This window comes from Lysinibacillus sp. FSL K6-0075 (assembly GCF_038592945.1).
GTDB lineage: Bacteria > Bacillota > Bacilli > Bacillales_A > Planococcaceae > Lysinibacillus > Lysinibacillus fusiformis_F.
In genome coordinates this window covers 1,721,643-1,738,141 of the sequence record NZ_CP151947.1, presented here as the reverse complement: position 1 = coordinate 1,738,141, position 16,499 = coordinate 1,721,643, and the positions used below count along the sequence as shown (strand labels likewise).

The following is a 16,499-nucleotide window of genomic DNA, read 5'->3' as shown; positions in this document are numbered from 1 at the left end:
AGATAAAAAACGCTTCTTTTTAGGAATAAATATCATGGCTAAATCAAAATAAAAATTCCTATTTAACCATGTAAATAGGAACGAGTAATTATGATAATTCGTATAGAACACAGCTAGCACGGCCATTCGCTTTCGCTTGGTATAAACAGCTATCTGCTTGCTCAAATAGCTCTTTGTATTGATAGTTTTTCTGATTATTCACACAAGCCCCCATACTCACCCTTAAAGGATAGCTTTGCTGTTCTTGTTCGAGCTTTAATGAGAGCAAATAGGCATGGGTGTTATGGACCAATGCTTTGATATAATCCTTTTGCGGATGCCTGAAACAAAGGATGAATTCATCTCCACCATAACGAATAACTTTCACATCTTCATCCTGTAAAAAATCCTTCAAGCCGTTAGCTAAAAGCTGTAAAATCATATCCCCAAACAAATGACCATGCGTGTCATTAAATAATTTAAAATAATCGACATCCAGTACCGTAATACATACATAGGATTGCGTCATTTTCGCTGCATTCAACCATTCCTGTAGCTCATAATCTAAAAAATGACGATTTAATACGCCTGTTAATGGATCATAATGTGCTTTTTCCTCAAGCTTCTCCTTTTGACGCTTAAATTCCAAGTTCATTACTTGTTGCAGTAAATTAGCAACACTCATTTTTTCTGAGAGATCAATATATTCACGCTGTACATCAAAAATCTCATCTCGCCAATCCAATTGATACAATACATTTAACAGTAAGCGCATCACTTTTTTTGTAATCGGCTTATCCCCATAGGATTGAGCAAGTTCTATCGCTTGTTTATAATAGGATACAGCTTCTTCAAGCTTTTGCTGCTTTTCATATAAAAAACCATAACCAAACAGTGCCGCTACTTTTTCGCGTTTATGGTGCTGAATAATGTCCGAAGATAGTGTACTGTCCAGCAATGCCTTCCCCGTCAAAAAATCTCCTTCTAAAATATACACATCTGCTAAATTATTATTAATACGAATATCATGTAATTTTGCTAAATCAGGCATTGTTCTAGATAGGGATTTATTATACGCTTTAGCTAATAGCCCTGCTTGAAGTGCTTCCTTTGTGCAGCCCTTCTCTACCTCTAGATAGCATAAATTATTATGACAACGAACAAGCATGATTGGATCTTGTAGCTCCTGTGCATAGGCGATAGATTTTTTCGTCATCTCCACCGTTTTTTCACGGATACCCACTAAATCATAGATTAAGGACATCACTAAATGATAATGCATTAAATCTTTAGTCGTACCATAATTTTGACAAATGGCTTCATAATCATGAATAAGGCTGACCATGCTTAATGTGTCACCTAAAGAATGATGAACTAATATTTTTTGATAATACAAATCCAATACATATGGATAGTTATTGCTCTCTAATGCGACTAAAAGTCCTTGATCAGCTAGCTTTAGCGCTTCTGTTAAATACCCCTTTGTGCGCATCTCCATAATCGTTTTATTTAATTCCTCTAATGTTAATTCCACCGTTTCACCACTTCTCCATGCCCTATATCATCCAATTTACTTTGTGCTTTCTCAATTATAAGACATATTTATTCACTTCGTCCGCCTTTTTCGTAAGATACCAACTATTACCTATATTGCAAAAATCGCTCGTGGTGATTGTTCTAAAATCTTACATCAATTTGCTTTCAAAATGAACCATCTTATTCCAACAATAATCTGTAGCTAAAATTTTTATGTCTTTACACATTTTTCTCCATTTTTGTCCTCGTTACCTATTGTTTTTACCCATATGATGAGATAATTAGCCATTTTAAGTATTGAAAAGGGACGTGATGTTGTGAGTATGCAAATTAACCCCTCTGACCCAGCAACGATTCCAAAATTTGTAGATGAACTCCCAAAACCAATGATCGCTAAACCCAAATACAGTAGAGGGCAACAAAAGAATGATTATTACGAATTGGTTATGATGGAAGGCCAGCATCGTTTTCATAAGCATTTTCCAAACTCATTAATTTGGGGATACAATGGGCTTTATCCAGGACCAACCATTGAAGCTTCTAAAGACAAAACTATCTACGTGAAATATAAAAACCAGCTGCCCTTACAGCACTTTTTGCCAGTAGATTTTACGCTTCATGCCGCCAACGATTCACAAGAAGTGAGGACCGTCACTCACTTACATGGTGCCAATGTGGATTGGCAAAGTGATGGTCATCCAGAAGCATGGTACACAAGAGACTATCGGCATACTGGTCCAAAATTTAATAAGGAAATACATGAATATACGAATCATCAGCCGGGCACTACCATGTGGTATCATGACCATGCCATGGCTTTAACACGTTTAAATGTCTATGCAGGATTAGCAGGCTTTTATTTACTGAGGGATGCACTTGAGGAACGTTCCAATTTACCATGTGGAGACTATGAATATCCGATTTTAATACAAGATAAATCGTTTAACGAGGATGGCTCATTGTTTTATCCTGATGAACCACCATTCCCAGTTCCCGTTCACCCCTCTATCACACCAGGCTTTGTTGGCAATACGATAGTGGTTAACGGAAAACTATGGCCTTATTTAGATGTGGAGCCACGTAAATATAGATTTCGGTTTCTAAATGGCTCCAATCGCAGAGGCTATGTCATCGGCCTGTCAAATGGTCAACCAATGTTTCAAATTGGTACAGATGGGGGTTTTTTAGCAGCTCCACAACTTATCCAATCCGTCGAGTTGCTGCCAGCTGAACGCACAGATGTCATTATCGATTTCTCAAGCTGTGCTGGACAGGAGATCACCTTACTTAATACTGATACTGATTTCAGTGATGAACATACAAATGTGATTATGCAGTTTCGAGTAACTCTGCCTTTAAAATGTGAAGATACAAGTGAAATTCCAGAAAGACTTGCCGTTTCTATGGATCTACATCCACACCACGCACATATCGACAGACAACTGCCACTGACAGCGACCACTGATGAGTTTGGGCGACCTATGTTACTATTAAATGATCGTATGTACCATGATCCAGCAACAGAAAAACCATCTTTAGACAGTGTGGAAATCTGGAACTTTATTAATGCGACACCCTTTATCCATCCTATTCACCTACATCTTATTCAATTTAAAATTCTGGAACGAAGGCCCTTTGATTTAGAGATCTATCAAAATGAAGGCATCGTACAATTTACAGGACCGCCTGAAGAACCACGAGACTATGAACGAGGTTGGAAGGATACGGTGAAAGCTGATGCTGGTAAGGTTACGAAAATTATTATGCATTGGAAAGATCATATCGGAAATTATATGTGGCATTGTCACTTCCTGGAGCATGAGGATCATGATATGATGCGACCAATTCTCGTCATGAAAGACGTCCATGCTGTCCAGCAGCCGCATGCAGAAGTAGAACATTCAGCATCACATCAAGAAACAACCGCTCCCACAAATCCTACTAGCACTACAAGTACTACCCATCATAGCGAATCGCCAGCACCACTATTACATGCGGCAGAACACTCAGCACATGAGGAAGAAAAGGAAGCCTCTCCTATTCAAGAGGAATCAATTGTTATTCATATAGGAGATAATACACAACATATGCCACCGCTACTGTTCCCAACCATTCCTACCAATACTCCTACCAGCAGGCATCGGCCTCGTCGTAGAACAAGAAGATTTTAACTAACGATTGCTTTACAAAGAAAACTACCAATGAAAAGGTGGTTTTCTTTGTCCTAGCAAATTATTTAGTCTCCAATCGCCATAGTCTTTTCGTTACGAACGCTAATAATAATACACACACAGAGATCATAAGGACTGGTACATAGATGTTGTCTTGAAAGAACTCGAATAGCAATCCATACCCCATTTGCCCAAGCGGTGCCATACATTGTGATACGGCCATCATAATCGCCATAACCTTCCCTAATTGCTCATTCGGCGTATCCTTTTGGACAAGCGTCATCACGTAAATAGAGATGATTGTCATCATCATCGCAATGACAAGAGCACAACCAATAAATAGGATATAGGAGGGATAATAGCCAATTTGAAGTGTGTGAGGAAATACAGCCATAGCCATTGGAATTACTAAAAAGGCTGACACTAACACCCAAATGTATAGGGTGTGAATACGCAGCTTTTGAGCAAAATAACCCATCGTTAACGCGCCTAAAATCGTCGCAAAATCAATAATGCCCATTCCTATTCCATATAATGTATCATTACTTTTCATCGTGACACGAAGAATAATAGGCACACCCACGATAAATAGTGGTGTCAATAATAAATTCAATAAAGCAGCAAGTAGCGTACATTTTAAAATAAATGTTTGCTTCACGACAAAAGTAAAACCTTCTTTCATGTCTTTGAGTAATGTCGGTACCAAATGACCATCATAGCTACGTTTTACAAATGGGATTGTCATAAACATTTCTACAATAGCCGTAAAGAAAAATAATAAACCACTCACTATGACAAGAGTTTTGAGACCTAGCATTCCATATAAAATACCTCCAAGTACAGGTGCCGTCACCCCCGCTAATGCCTGCACCCCATTGACAATTCCATTGGCCTGCTCAAGCTTCTGGTCGCTAACCAATAGCGGGATACTCGCCATTACAGCTGGCGTGTACATCGCACTAATAAATGATAGTAGCACCATAACCAAGCCAATCCATAGCACTGAATGATTGTCTGTTAGTAATCCAATAAAAAACATCCACACAATGCCGCTACTGACAAAATCAAATAGGACCATTAAATTACGCCGATTAAAACGATCTGCTATAGCACCACCAAATGGCGTAAGTAAAATAGGTAGGCTTGAAATAGCAAAAAGCACGGCAAAAAGATCTGCCCGCCCCGTTATGTCTAAAACAAAAAGTGAAAGAGCAAATCTTAAAAGTGCAGAGCCCAAAATAGAAATAATCTGACCAACTACCATAATGATGAAATCTTTCGAAAAGCCCTTTTCTTTGACTAGCATTTCCATATACTGACCACCCCTTTATATACCTAGACCGACAGTCGGTCATCATTTGTGTAAAAAAAATGTAGGCACAAGTTGAGGCTTTACAAGCTTTTTTGACTTGCCCTACAAAAATAGACTGACTGTCGGTTTATAAATAGTATATGTGAACGCTCCAAAAAAAGGAACTTATTTTTATACCTCCCTTATTTTATTCGTACTAGCCTTTGAAATAATCTTTAATTTGCTCAATCATAGCTGTTGTTGCCTGACTGACATAGCGATCTACGCGGTAAATAATCGATAAGCTACGGCTTGGTGCACCATTTGAAATCCGTATACTACACAAAGTAGGATCATTCATTTGTTGGAGTAACGGATAAGGCTGCACCGTCACACCAATATTGGCTCGAACAAGATTCATGATGGACGTGACAGAGCTTGTCTCAAGAATAGAATGGAGTTGAAAACCATGCTTTTTTACAGCCTCTTCTACAACCTCTCTACCAAGAAAGCCTTCTGGATACATCACCATAGGAAGGTCTTCTAATTCAGCAATTGAGATCACTGTTTGATTTGACAATGGGTGCTCCTTTGAAACAGTCAATACGTATTCCTCTCTACATAAAGGAATAATAACCAAACGATCATCTGATTCTACATTCGTCCCAATGCCGATATCCACTTCATTTTCAAGCACCTGCCGCATAATATCGATTGAAGCAAGTATCTTTAATTTCACCTTTGGGAATTTTTGATGGAAATCAATAACTAGCTGTGTGATCCGATAGTCAAGATCAGAGGGCATAATGCCAATACGTATTTGCCCCCCTTCTAGCGCCTGTAAATCTTTAATAGAATCTTTAACATTTTGTAATGTATTCAATACCTCTGAAGTATAGCTAAATAATAGTGAGCCCGCCTCCGTCACAACAATTTTTTTGCCAATCCGATCGAACAATGGCATACCTAGCTCATCCTCAAGCACACGTATTTGCTGACTTAATGTCGGCTGAGCGATGCCCAGTTTCTCAGCAGCTTTTGTAAAATGTAGCTCCTCATAGACTGCCATAAAATAATGCAAATGCCTTATTTCCATAACGATCACATCCATCATAGTTTGTAACTATTATTGTAATAGTAATAATAGTATTGTTCAATCATTCTAGTTAGTATAGACTTCAATTTGGACTTATTATTTATTTGATATGACGGAGTGGAAAGACAATGAATATAAAACGTAAAATCGTACCAATTCTCGCTATTATTTTAGCTTCCTTTAATTTACGTCCTGTTATTACTTCGGTGTCCCCTTTATTAGGCACCATTCGTGAGGCTTTACATATGAGTGCGGCTACGGCCAGTTTATTCACTTCTTTGGCTGTACTTTGTATGGGCTTATTTGCACCTTTTGCAATCAAACTAGCCAATCGTTGGAGCATTGAGCGAGCTATCGCTTACTCTCTTATTCTTATTGGACTAGCAACAGCTGCCAGATATTTTGCTTATACTGCCTGGGTCATGCTGTTAACGGCCTTGTTATCAGGCATTGGCATTGCCATCGTGGGACCATTATTATCAGGCTATATTAAGGAGAAATTTGCGAACCCTTCTCGTGTAGTGGGTATTTACTCGCTAGCACTTGTAGTAGGAGCTGCACTTGGTTCAGGGCTTTCTATTCCCTTAAGTAACCTTTTTCATTCATGGCAAGTTTCTGCTGCCTCCTGGGCTATTCTTGCTTTAATCGCTTTATTCTTTTGGTGGAAGCCCCTCGAACAGAAAACAGTTACGGCAACAGTCGCGAATTCACCTAGTACGAGCATAACTGTGAAGCAAATGTTAATGAATCAAAAGGCTTGGCTTTTAACAGGCTTTTTTGGCTTAATGGCCTTTATGTTTTATACCATTATGGCTTGGTTACCCCCAATCGCTGAAAATTTAGGTTATAGCAAACACGAAGCTGGGCTGATGCTGACACTATTAACAGTTGCCCAAATGCCCGCTACGTTTTTAGTGCCTATATTAAATAACCGTTTTCAGCATAGAGCTGTATGGCTAGTAGGCAATTCATCATTAGAATTAATCGGTTTATTGATGCTTCTGTTTTCTTATAGTCCTTGGCTAAGCAGTATTCTGATTGGTATTGGTGCAGGTGGGCTATTCTCATTAGGGCTAACACTACCTATTGATGAGGCCAAAGATATTCACGAGGCCAGCTTCTTAGCTGCCATGACACAATCAGTTGGCTTTGTATTTGCTGCATTTGGCCCCTTCTTTGTCGGTCTTGTTCGAGATTACACAGGCAATTTTACAACTGCCATTATTGGCATGATTGTTATCGTCATCGTGATGATACTGATTCAACTAAAAATTGGGAATCAGAAGCAAATGCATCATGCACATATGAAAAAGACGACTTTCTAACAAGGAAGGTCGTCTTTTTATTATGAAATCGATTTTTGCCTTTATGAATCATTACGTTAGCAATAAACGTAGATTTTCAGATGACTAATGCAAATTAGCTAACTGAAGCATATTTTAGAACAACGGCCTCTAATACATCGATTCCTATTAATACATCTTCAAGCGCTGTATGTTCATCCGGATGATGACTTAAACCATCCACAGAAGGAATAAAAATAAGGCCAACTGGTCCGAGCCTCGTCATATTCATAGAATCGTGACCTGCTCCACTTTGCATAAATTGATAGGAGAGTTTCTTTTCTACACAAATCGTTTCTAGATCTTGCATTAGATTTGGAGAAAGTAGGACAGGCTCCTCTGAACTAATGACATTGTATTCAATCGTAAGCTGTCTCTTTTGTTGAACGTTTGCAATAACAGTATAAAAATGCTGAAGGACACGTTCTCTCGATTCCACAGAGGATGATCGGATATCTACAGTTAACTCCACTTCACCTGGAACTACGTTCATCGAGCCTGCCACAACCTCTAGTATCCCTACTGTTGCCACAGTTCCAAACTCCTGCTCTGCTATCGCTGCTTTTTCCAATTCTAATGCCAATTCGGATGCTCCTAAAAGAGCGTCCTTTCTCATATTCATTGGGGTCGTGCCTGAATGGGATGCTTTTCCGTTTAACTTCATTAATAAGCGAACTGGTGCTGCTACCCCTGTTACAATACCTATTTTTTTCTCATAGTTAATAAGCAATGGTCCCTGTTCAATATGCAATTCAAAAAAGGCATGGAATCCTTCCTCTACTCTTGTTGCTTGATCAACACTACTAAAATCAAGTCCACAATGAGCAAAAGCCTGCTCCATCGTAATACCATCTCGATCAACCAAATGGCGGTATTTTTCTTTATCGATTAGACCTGCCATTGCTTTACTGCCTACTGTCGACACACCAAATCTTGAAGACTCCTCACAGGCAAAGGCGATAATTTCAATTGGATGCTCTGTCACAATAGAGCGCTCGTTTAATCGCTTAATGACTTCTAGGGCAGCGGTTACACCAACAACGCCATCATATTTACCGCCTTGATAGACAGTGTCTAAATGGGATCCCATGACAACAGGCTGCAATCCTGGCACACTGCCTTCTCTTCGAGCAATAAGATTTCCACAATGGTCAATATGAATTTGAAGATTTTCATCTTTACATAAACGAATAAAGGCATGTAAACAAGCCTGTTCTTCATTCGTATAGGCAACTCTCGTAATCCCTTTCTCGCCTGAATTATATTGATTCATTTTATCTAGTAATTGTTGATAACGTTCTTTATAGATCATGTAAACAGCTCCTTCTTAAGCATTACGAAGATGAAAATCAGACCAAATGTACTCTTTCATAGCATTTTTACATTGTACCAATTATTTTACACCTTTTTGGTTGAAAATTAGAAAAGGGATTCTCTATAACGAGATCCCTGCTCTAATTTGTCAGAAAGACTTAAACAGTATATGACTGCTGCAATCTATTTACTATTCGCCATTTTGTCATTGAAATGATGGAACAATGCATCACATTCTTCCGTCGTTTCAATTTTTTTCATGTTCAGCACACTTTTATCTTTACCTGTTAAGTAATCACGTAAATGCATATCAGAGAAGCCATGTACATGAGCATCTTCTGCTGTATTACAATAATGGACTTCTTTAATACCCGACCAAATGATTGCGCCAACACACATTGGACATGGTTCACATGTAGCGTAGATGACACAATCCGATAAATCCATTGTGCCAAGCTTTTTAGAGGCTTCACGAATGGCTACTATTTCTGCATGTGCAGTGATGTCTGTATCACGCATCATTGTATTGCCTACAACAGCGATGATTTCATCTCCTCTTACAATCGTTGCACCAAATGGTCCACCAATATTTTGATTGATACCTTCTTTTGTTTTATCAACAGCTAGTTGAATGTAATCCATACCGTGATTCCTCCTAGTTAATAATATGAGTACCAGCCTGATTATTAATCGCTTCTTTTAGACTTTCAGGGTTTGTAATAATCACTCGATGACCACCATTTTCTAAGAAGCTTAAGCTTGCTTCGATTTTTGGTAGCATACTGCCTGGCGGGAACTGATTATCTTGAACATGCTGCTTTGTTTCTTCGACTGTAATTTCTTTAAGTGCTTGTTGCTCAGGTTTTCCAAAGTTAATAAACACACGAGGAACACCCGTCGTAATAATTAATGAGTCTGCATTTACTTGTGCAGCTAATAGACTTGTTGCAAAGTCTTTGTCAATTACTGCATCTACACCCTCATAGACATTGTTTTCTTTTTTAACAACTGGAATTCCACCACCGCCTACAGCGATCACGACATAATCATTGTCAATTAATGATTTAATTGCGTCTTTTTCCACGATATCAATTGGTTTTGGGGAAGGCACAACACGACGATAGCCACGTCCCGAATCCTCTACCATTTTCCAATCGGGATGCTCGACTAACATCTCCTCGGCTTGCTCCTTAGTAAAGAATGAACCAACTGGCTTTGTGGGGTTAATAAAGTTTGGATCATTTTCATTGATTTCAACTTGTGTAATCACACTGACTACTTTTTTATCAATTTGACGTTTAGCCAGTTCGTTAATTAATGCTTGTTGAATCAAATAGCCAATTCCACCTTGTGTGTCAGCTACACAGTTTACTAAGGGAATTGCTGGCATGCCCGATACCTCATTAGCAATTTCACTTCGTTGTAAAGTGAAACCAACTTGTGGGCCATTGCCATGCGTGACAACCACTTTATAACCTTCCTGAATCATATCCGCAATATGTTCGACAGTTTGAGCAACTGCCTCTTGCTGACTTTGAATGGATTCGCTTCCACTATCTTTTACCAACGAGTTACCGCCGATTGCTACAATTACTAATTTATTCACAACTACACCCCTACTTCTTTTTCTACACTATTTTGAACATTTTGCTGATTAAATTTATATAACAACGTATATAAAATGAATGACACGATCAGTCCGCTAAAGAAAGCAAAGTTATTTAGCTGTACTAAGAACGGCACACCTTTCAGGAAAGCACCTGACATCGGTAAAAGGAAGCTGATCAAAAGGACGATACATGCTACGATGTTATAGCCAGATTTATAAGCCCCATTGCTCCCTTCTTCCACATAAATTACGGATAAATCTAAACGTCTTTTACGCTCGATAAAGAAGCTAGACAACATAATACCTGCGATTGGTCCAAACATAGAGCCTATAAAACTATAGAAGAAAAATAACGTTTCTGTACTCGATACGAGTTTCCAAGGCAAAATGATTGTGCCAATAATCGCTGTTAAAATCCCTGCTGTTTTGACAGTAAATACTTTAGGGAATAAAGTTGTCATTTGTAATCCCGATGGTAATAAGTTACCGAAAACTACAAAAGCTGTTGCGCCTACATTTAAAGCTAAAATTAATACAATTACAGAAAATGGATTTTGAATTTTATCAATAGCGTCTACAATATTAAAAATTGGTTGCCCGAAAGCAATTTCTGTCCCTGCTATTAAACTAATACAAGTAATCGCAAACAAGAGATACGAGCCGATCATACCAATGGATAAGCCATAGATCATTGCTTTTGGCGATTTAGCTCGATGCGTAAAGTCTGCAATATTTACAACTGGACCCGCCCAGTTTGAAACCAACGCGCTCACACAGGCAATAAAGACCAATGGACTTTCCATTGTTGTAGAAGGCTTATATTCTAAAATGGGCCCGATTCCTCCAGCAATATTAATTGCCCAAATAGCTGCGCCAATAATGAAAATATAAACAATCGGTGATGAATATTTACCAAAGACTGTTAGCATATCCATGCCGCCTAAAAATAGTAAAACTGTAATGACCCATAAAATAATATAAGAAATCATTGTCGGAACATCTAAGCCAAAAATAGTGAAGTCTCCACCAATAGACATATAGTTCGGAATGAATCTTGCAAATAATACATTAAGGGATTGAGCGCCCACAACTGTTGTCGTACCAAAGAATACAACCCCAGCAATCAATCCTCGACATAATGCTGGAATAATAGAGCCTTTCACTCCAAATGAATCTCTTAGTAATATGGCAAATGGAATGCCATATTTAGAGGCAGAATATCCATTTAAGCAATAGCCTGCTGAGACAATCACTGCTGAAAGCATAATGGCTAAGAAAACTTGATTAACTGATAATCCTAAGACAAAAAATCCTGCAACCGTCATATAAGACATAATATTGTGAACTGCGCCCATCCACACGGTAATGTAGTTAAAGATTCCCCAGTCTCTTTCCTGAGGACCTTTTGGTAAAAGTTCTTCCGAATAGCCAAGTGCTCTATAGTCTTGATTGGACTGTTCAATTTTAGCGTGTTCCATATAAAGCTCCTCCTACTTATAGGAAGTGGGCTTAAGCCCACTTCTCACTAATTGTGATTAATGCTTTTTCAAAAGCTTCCATTGGAGGATTCGTAATACCAGCACCAATCATACCGATTCCAGCCTCTTTATGTGCGATAGCTGTATTAATAATTGGAAGAATACCTGATTGGATGACTTTACGAATATCAATACCTGTAGGAATTCCCATGAAGTTTAATAATGGAATGGTAATATTTTGGTTTTCTGTCGTTGTAATTTCTTTCATTTTACGAGAATAACCAATTGCTTCATCTACTGTTCCACCTACTAAAGCAACGATTGCTGGTGCAGTAGCCATTGCGAAACCACCAATACCGTATGTTTCTGTAATAGCACTATCCCCAATATCAAGACCTGAATCCTCTGGTTTATAGCCAGCAAACATCGGTCCGATTACTTTTTGTGCAGGGCCAGTAAACCATGTATTACCTGCCATGCCACTAATACGAACACCAAATTCTACACCGTTACGTGCCATCGTTGTCACGACTGTACTATATTCGATCCCATGTGCAGCATCTAATGCACATTTACAGCAGGCCATCCATGTAGGACCTGAGAAATAATCACTACTTGCCACGAAATCGAATACTGCTCGCTTCTGTTCAACAGGGTAATCTGTTTCTAAGATATATGGTGTCAGTGCTTGAATTAATAAGCTTGTACCGGCATTATTACGGTTATGACATTCGTCGCCCATATGTAGTGCTTGTGCAAGCATTAATCGTAGATCGATGCCGTCTTGATTTAATTTCATTGCATCACGTAAAATTGGCCCTAACACATCACGCATCCATATTAATCGCTCAACAACGCTGTCATCGTTGGCACCCATACGTAAGATTTTTGCCATTTGCTCACTTAAGTTTGTATAGGCGATATTGCCATACGTTTTATTTTCAACGATGTGCATGAACATCGAAGCAGATGTTACGCCAGCCATTGAACCGACGGCATTATGCTCATGACAAGGTGAGAATGTAATTTCTCCCGAAGCCGCTACCACTGCTGCTTCTTCTAAGTCTTTTGCTAATCCTTCGAATACAAGTGCACCCATAACAGCTCCCTGCATTGGGCCATTCATGTTTTCCCACGTAATGGGTGGTCCTGCGTGTAAAATTGTTTTTTTCGTCATGCCAGGCACAACATTGATGGCTTGATCAAAACCAATCAGCACGGGTTGAGAGTTCACAATTTTTTCAACTGCAAGACGGTTTGCTGCTTCAATTTTTTCAGCAAGTTCTGCTTTATCGATTCTGTTTAGTGCTGCAATAATTTCTGGCTTACCTCCACCTGGTGGTGACCACTCTAGGTGTGTAGCACTTGCATTTTGTGCTAAAATATCATCTTTAAAAAGTTCAATACCTACGTTAATTACGTTAATTTTACTTGTAAAAAGTTCATTAATCTTACTCATGATTTTCTCCTTTCAACACCATTTCTCTAGCAAGTAATCCAGCATTTGTACTACTGCTTGCATGTGTAACACCAGCATCGATTAATTTTTTCACTTGCTCATCTATGTTAGGCGTATCTAAATCAGTTCCAAGGACATACCCAATGATTTCTAAGTGTCTGCCTTCTTTTTCAGCTAATTGTTTTGCTTCAATCATGACAGGAAGCATAACGCCAACTGGGTCTTCATGAGAGCCAAAGCCTAATACGAAGTCCATCACAATGACACCAACTGACGGATCTTTTGCTTCTTGTAAGAAACGCTCAATACGAGAAGATGGATCGATCATTGGATGTGGTTTACCATTTGTAAAATCATCATCACCGAAGTCAATGAACGTATGTTCTTGACTCACATTGATATCTTTCAATAAGAAATCAGGATTTTTCTGAATGTTACTGTAAACGTTATCGAATTTTTCCATCGCTAGATACATAGATTCATCACAAAGCGTACCGCCACAGAATAGCCCACGAATGTATTTTTGTTCTGGTGCTAATTTTGCACGAACCTCTTCAACTAATGGAATGTTAAGTGCACGTTTGTTAATGCCTGCTTCATCAATACCTGCTAGTAAGACCGCTTTTAATGCTGCTTCTTTCGATGTTTTAGCAAATTGTCCACCAGCTGCCACTACAGCTTCTTCATTACCACCGATAAAGTAAACCACTACTGGTTTGCTGCATTCTTTGATTTGTGCGAGCACTTTTTTCTCAACACTTGCTTCAGGTGGCTTCGATACTAGAACGATCACTTTTGTCGCTTCATCCGCATCAAGGGCTTTAATGCCATCAAGCATCATAATGCCGCCTACTTCTTTACTTAAATCTCTTCCGCCAGTACCGATCAGTTGTGTGATTCCACCACCGAAGTCATGAATACGAACACTTACCTCTTGGCTACCTGTACCAGATGCTGCTACGATACCGATATTGCCTTTTCTCACAGCGTTGGCAAAGCAAAGACCTGTATTACCAATAATGGCCGTACCACAGTCTGGCCCCATCATTAATAGACCTTTTTCATGTGCTAACGTTTTTAATTCTACTTCGTCTTCAACGCTCACATTATCACTGAACAGCATCACGTGTAGATCATTTTCAAGTGCTTTGCGTGCTTCACGTACGGCAAATGCACCATTGACAGAAATGACCGCAAAGTTTGCATCAGGGATACCTTGTGCAGCAGAATCTATCGTTGCGTATTTAATATCGCTTTTTGCTTGTGCTTTATTTTTATTTGTTAGTAATTCTTCAACTGCTAGGTAAGCGCTTTCTGTTTGATCCGCACTAGTAGTTTTGACAATAATCATTAAGTCCCCTGCTGTTGCTTCTTCCACTTCTGGTGTCATCAAACCAACATTGCGAATGACCCCTTTGTTCATTTCTGTACCCATACCAATAATTGCTTGCTCAACGCCTTCAATTTGATTCGCTTTTGTTGATAGTGACATCAATGACACTGAATCAAAATATGTGTTGCGCTTAATTACGACTTTAATACTCATCTTTATCCTCCTAATTTTATATTGGCTTCTAAGCCACTTATTAGCCCTAAGGCAATATCTGTTCCTGAGGAGGAGCCAATAGCAAGCACCTTTCTCAGAGCCTCAATCGATTCCGCTTCTGTGCCATATAAAATGGCGTGTATGAATGAACAGATGGACTCCCTTACTTGTCCATATGCTGCCTTCTTCAATGTTGTATAGCTAATCTCATTGGTTAAAGGCTGAATCATTTTGATGACGCTTTCACACAAAGGTTTATAAATAGAACACGGACTATTTTCTAAGTGAATGACAGCAAATAAGCCTACTAAAAAATCATCCCCTGATGGTGTTAGTCCTGGCCCCAAGCCGACTAAATCAGCTGCATATGCCTGAAAGCGATCCAAACGCTGATTCAATATTTCCTCATAAAGCAAAGTGGTACGCTGCTGTAACAATCTCGATGTCTCCGCTTCAAATTCACTGACGGGTGAATCATTACGTTTTATGCCGCCGCCTTTGCCTTGTAAATCAATGAATTGTTTCACACTGCTCATATTCATTCTTAAACTTGTACGATTTAATGGATAAATAGGTAGCTGACATTGCCAACGAGTGGCTGTGTGAATCGCTATTTGTAATTTTTCTTCTATTAAAAGTTGATTATGGCGAACCAATACTCTGTCATATTGATGAATGTCCAGGTGATCGAACGTATCGAGATCAATGACAAGTGTGTTGGGTGCACGATCCATTGCCTTCGTAGCAAGTGTGAAAATTTCACCATTACCATCGCTCTGAATATTTAAGGCATGTTGAAACACACTATGGACCGTTCCAGTAAACGCCGTTGCCACCATTTGTTGAAGAAAATAATCATCACCAGATTTGGCACGTATCATATGTACACCTCTTTATGTCGTAGGAGTACTACTATTTTGCCCCTGCTTCTAGTAGAATTTTTTCAATTTCAGTGAATCCCTTTTCTCTAGCCATCGCTAATGGCGTCACTCCGTATTGATCCACTAACTGTGTATCTGCACCATGTTCAACTAATAGACGAACAATTTCCTGTTGCTTTTCTCCACCATCATTTAGAAGGATGGCTTCAATCAACGGTGTCCAGCCACAAATATTTGTATGGTTGACATTGATATCTGTAGTCGTTGCAAGCTCACGAACTACTTCTACAAATCCCTTCTCACTTGCTGGATGAATACCGACACCGCCAAAGCGTGTTAAACGCTCTAAATCTGTGTTTGCTTGTAGCATCATTTTCACAAGCTCTAACTTTCCGTTAATACATCCATACAAAAATGGGTTTAAACAAATTTGATCTTGAAGGTCGATATCTGCTCCTTCCTGAATTAGAAATTTTACTGTTTCTAATTGATCATTCATCGCAGCAAGTAAAATTGCTGTACGCTTACGCTTATTTCGAGAATTAATATCCACACCTTGTTGTAAATAACCTTTCAGAGCGTTAATATCCCCTGCTTCAGCTGCAGTTAAAAATTCTGAGACCACATTCATATCTACCAATTTCATACCTCCATTTTTCCGACCTATTGTTCATTTCAACTAAATGGAAATGAACCGCGAGAATGTTATTATTTTCACATTTCCGTCTTACAAGCTTTATTTTATTCTCTTATGCCGTAGATATCATTGTTTAGCAAAACCAAAAAGAATGTAGAT

General features: G+C 38.9%; 13 protein-coding genes. 2 read left to right on the top strand and 11 right to left on the bottom strand.

What is annotated here, in order from left to right; translation table 11 throughout:
* Window positions 1-88: 88 nt before the first annotated feature.
* Complete coding sequence (locus tag MHB65_RS08325) at window positions 89-1,513, bottom strand: tetratricopeptide repeat-containing diguanylate cyclase (protein WP_342443091.1); 1,425 nt, start codon at window positions 1,511-1,513, stop codon at window positions 89-91.
* A 325-nt stretch (window positions 1,514-1,838) separates the two neighbouring features.
* Between MHB65_RS08325 and MHB65_RS08320 the strand changes: the two genes are divergently transcribed.
* Window positions 1,839-3,686 (top strand): multicopper oxidase, encoded by a 1,848-nt coding sequence (locus MHB65_RS08320; RefSeq protein WP_342443713.1) that lies wholly within the window; start codon window positions 1,839-1,841, stop codon window positions 3,684-3,686.
* Between the two features lie 61 nt (window positions 3,687-3,747).
* On the opposite strand, the gene MHB65_RS08315 is transcribed toward MHB65_RS08320, so the two are convergent.
* Both MHB65_RS08315 and MHB65_RS08310 read right to left on the bottom strand, forming a co-directional pair.
* Window positions 3,748-4,998 (bottom strand): MFS transporter, encoded by a 1,251-nt coding sequence (locus tag MHB65_RS08315; RefSeq protein ID WP_342443090.1) that lies wholly within the window; start codon window positions 4,996-4,998, stop codon window positions 3,748-3,750.
* A 196-nt stretch (window positions 4,999-5,194) separates the two neighbouring features.
* Window positions 5,195-6,073 (bottom strand): LysR family transcriptional regulator, encoded by an 879-nt coding sequence (locus MHB65_RS08310; RefSeq protein ID WP_342443089.1) that lies wholly within the window; start codon window positions 6,071-6,073, stop codon window positions 5,195-5,197.
* A gap of 128 nt (window positions 6,074-6,201) precedes the next feature.
* Between MHB65_RS08310 and MHB65_RS08305 the strand changes: the two genes are divergently transcribed.
* Window positions 6,202-7,398 carry an MFS transporter gene (locus tag MHB65_RS08305; RefSeq protein WP_342443088.1) on the top strand — a complete coding sequence of 399 codons (1,197 nt, stop codon included), beginning with the start codon at window positions 6,202-6,204 and terminating at the stop codon, window positions 7,396-7,398.
* Window positions 7,399-7,492: 94 nt separating this feature from the next.
* On the opposite strand, the gene MHB65_RS08300 is transcribed toward MHB65_RS08305, so the two are convergent.
* The 8 genes from MHB65_RS08300 to MHB65_RS08265 form a co-directional block, all read right to left on the bottom strand.
* Window positions 7,493-8,728 carry a Zn-dependent hydrolase gene (locus MHB65_RS08300; RefSeq protein WP_342443087.1) on the bottom strand — a complete coding sequence of 412 codons (1,236 nt, stop codon included), beginning with the start codon at window positions 8,726-8,728 and terminating at the stop codon, window positions 7,493-7,495.
* 185 nt (window positions 8,729-8,913) lie between these two features.
* Window positions 8,914-9,372, bottom strand: a complete 459-nt coding sequence (locus tag MHB65_RS08295; protein WP_205442461.1) for a nucleoside deaminase — start codon at window positions 9,370-9,372, stop codon at window positions 8,914-8,916.
* A gap of 13 nt (window positions 9,373-9,385) precedes the next feature.
* Window positions 9,386-10,336: a carbamate kinase gene (gene arcC / locus MHB65_RS08290; protein WP_205442460.1), complete on the bottom strand. Its 951-nt coding sequence runs from the start codon at window positions 10,334-10,336 to the stop codon at window positions 9,386-9,388.
* 2 nt (window positions 10,337-10,338) lie between these two features.
* The gene (locus MHB65_RS08285; protein ID WP_342443086.1) at window positions 10,339-11,817 is read right to left on the bottom strand and encodes a cytosine permease; all 1,479 of its coding nucleotides are present in this window, start codon (window positions 11,815-11,817) and stop codon (window positions 10,339-10,341) included.
* A gap of 31 nt (window positions 11,818-11,848) precedes the next feature.
* A complete protein-coding gene (locus MHB65_RS08280) occupies window positions 11,849-13,276 on the bottom strand; it encodes a DUF1116 domain-containing protein (protein WP_342443085.1) in 1,428 nt (475 codons plus the stop codon).
* Complete coding sequence (gene fdrA / locus MHB65_RS08275) at window positions 13,269-14,822, bottom strand: acyl-CoA synthetase FdrA (protein ID WP_342443084.1); 1,554 nt, start codon at window positions 14,820-14,822, stop codon at window positions 13,269-13,271. Before fdrA ends, MHB65_RS08280 begins: the two co-directional genes overlap by 8 nt.
* 2 nt (window positions 14,823-14,824) lie before the next feature.
* Window positions 14,825-15,703 carry a DUF2877 domain-containing protein gene (locus MHB65_RS08270; protein ID WP_342443083.1) on the bottom strand — a complete coding sequence of 293 codons (879 nt, stop codon included), beginning with the start codon at window positions 15,701-15,703 and terminating at the stop codon, window positions 14,825-14,827.
* Window positions 15,704-15,734: 31 nt separating this feature from the next.
* Window positions 15,735-16,343, bottom strand: coding sequence for an ankyrin repeat domain-containing protein (locus MHB65_RS08265; RefSeq protein ID WP_205442454.1), 609 nt, complete (start codon window positions 16,341-16,343; stop codon window positions 15,735-15,737).
* Window positions 16,344-16,499 lie beyond the last annotated feature (156 nt).

Coding starts and splice junctions, on each gene's coding strand:
- MHB65_RS08315 (WP_342443090.1), bottom strand. CDS start 4,998: ATGGAAATGCTAGTCAAAGAAAAGGGCTTTTCGAAAGATTTCATCATT.
- MHB65_RS08310 (WP_342443089.1), bottom strand. CDS start 6,073: ATGGAAATAAGGCATTTGCATTATTTTATGGCAGTCTATGAGGAGCTA.
- MHB65_RS08320 (WP_342443713.1), top strand. CDS start 1,839: ATGCAAATTAACCCCTCTGACCCAGCAACGATTCCAAAATTTGTAGAT.
- fdrA (WP_342443084.1), bottom strand. CDS start 14,822: ATGAGTATTAAAGTCGTAATTAAGCGCAACACATATTTTGATTCAGTG.
- MHB65_RS08295 (WP_205442461.1), bottom strand. CDS start 9,372: ATGGATTACATTCAACTAGCTGTTGATAAAACAAAAGAAGGTATCAAT.
- MHB65_RS08270 (WP_342443083.1), bottom strand. CDS start 15,703: ATGATACGTGCCAAATCTGGTGATGATTATTTTCTTCAACAAATGGTG.
- MHB65_RS08300 (WP_342443087.1), bottom strand. CDS start 8,728: ATGATCTATAAAGAACGTTATCAACAATTACTAGATAAAATGAATCAA.
- MHB65_RS08285 (WP_342443086.1), bottom strand. CDS start 11,817: ATGGAACACGCTAAAATTGAACAGTCCAATCAAGACTATAGAGCACTT.
- MHB65_RS08280 (WP_342443085.1), bottom strand. CDS start 13,276: ATGAGTAAGATTAATGAACTTTTTACAAGTAAAATTAACGTAATTAAC.
- MHB65_RS08305 (WP_342443088.1), top strand. CDS start 6,202: ATGAATATAAAACGTAAAATCGTACCAATTCTCGCTATTATTTTAGCT.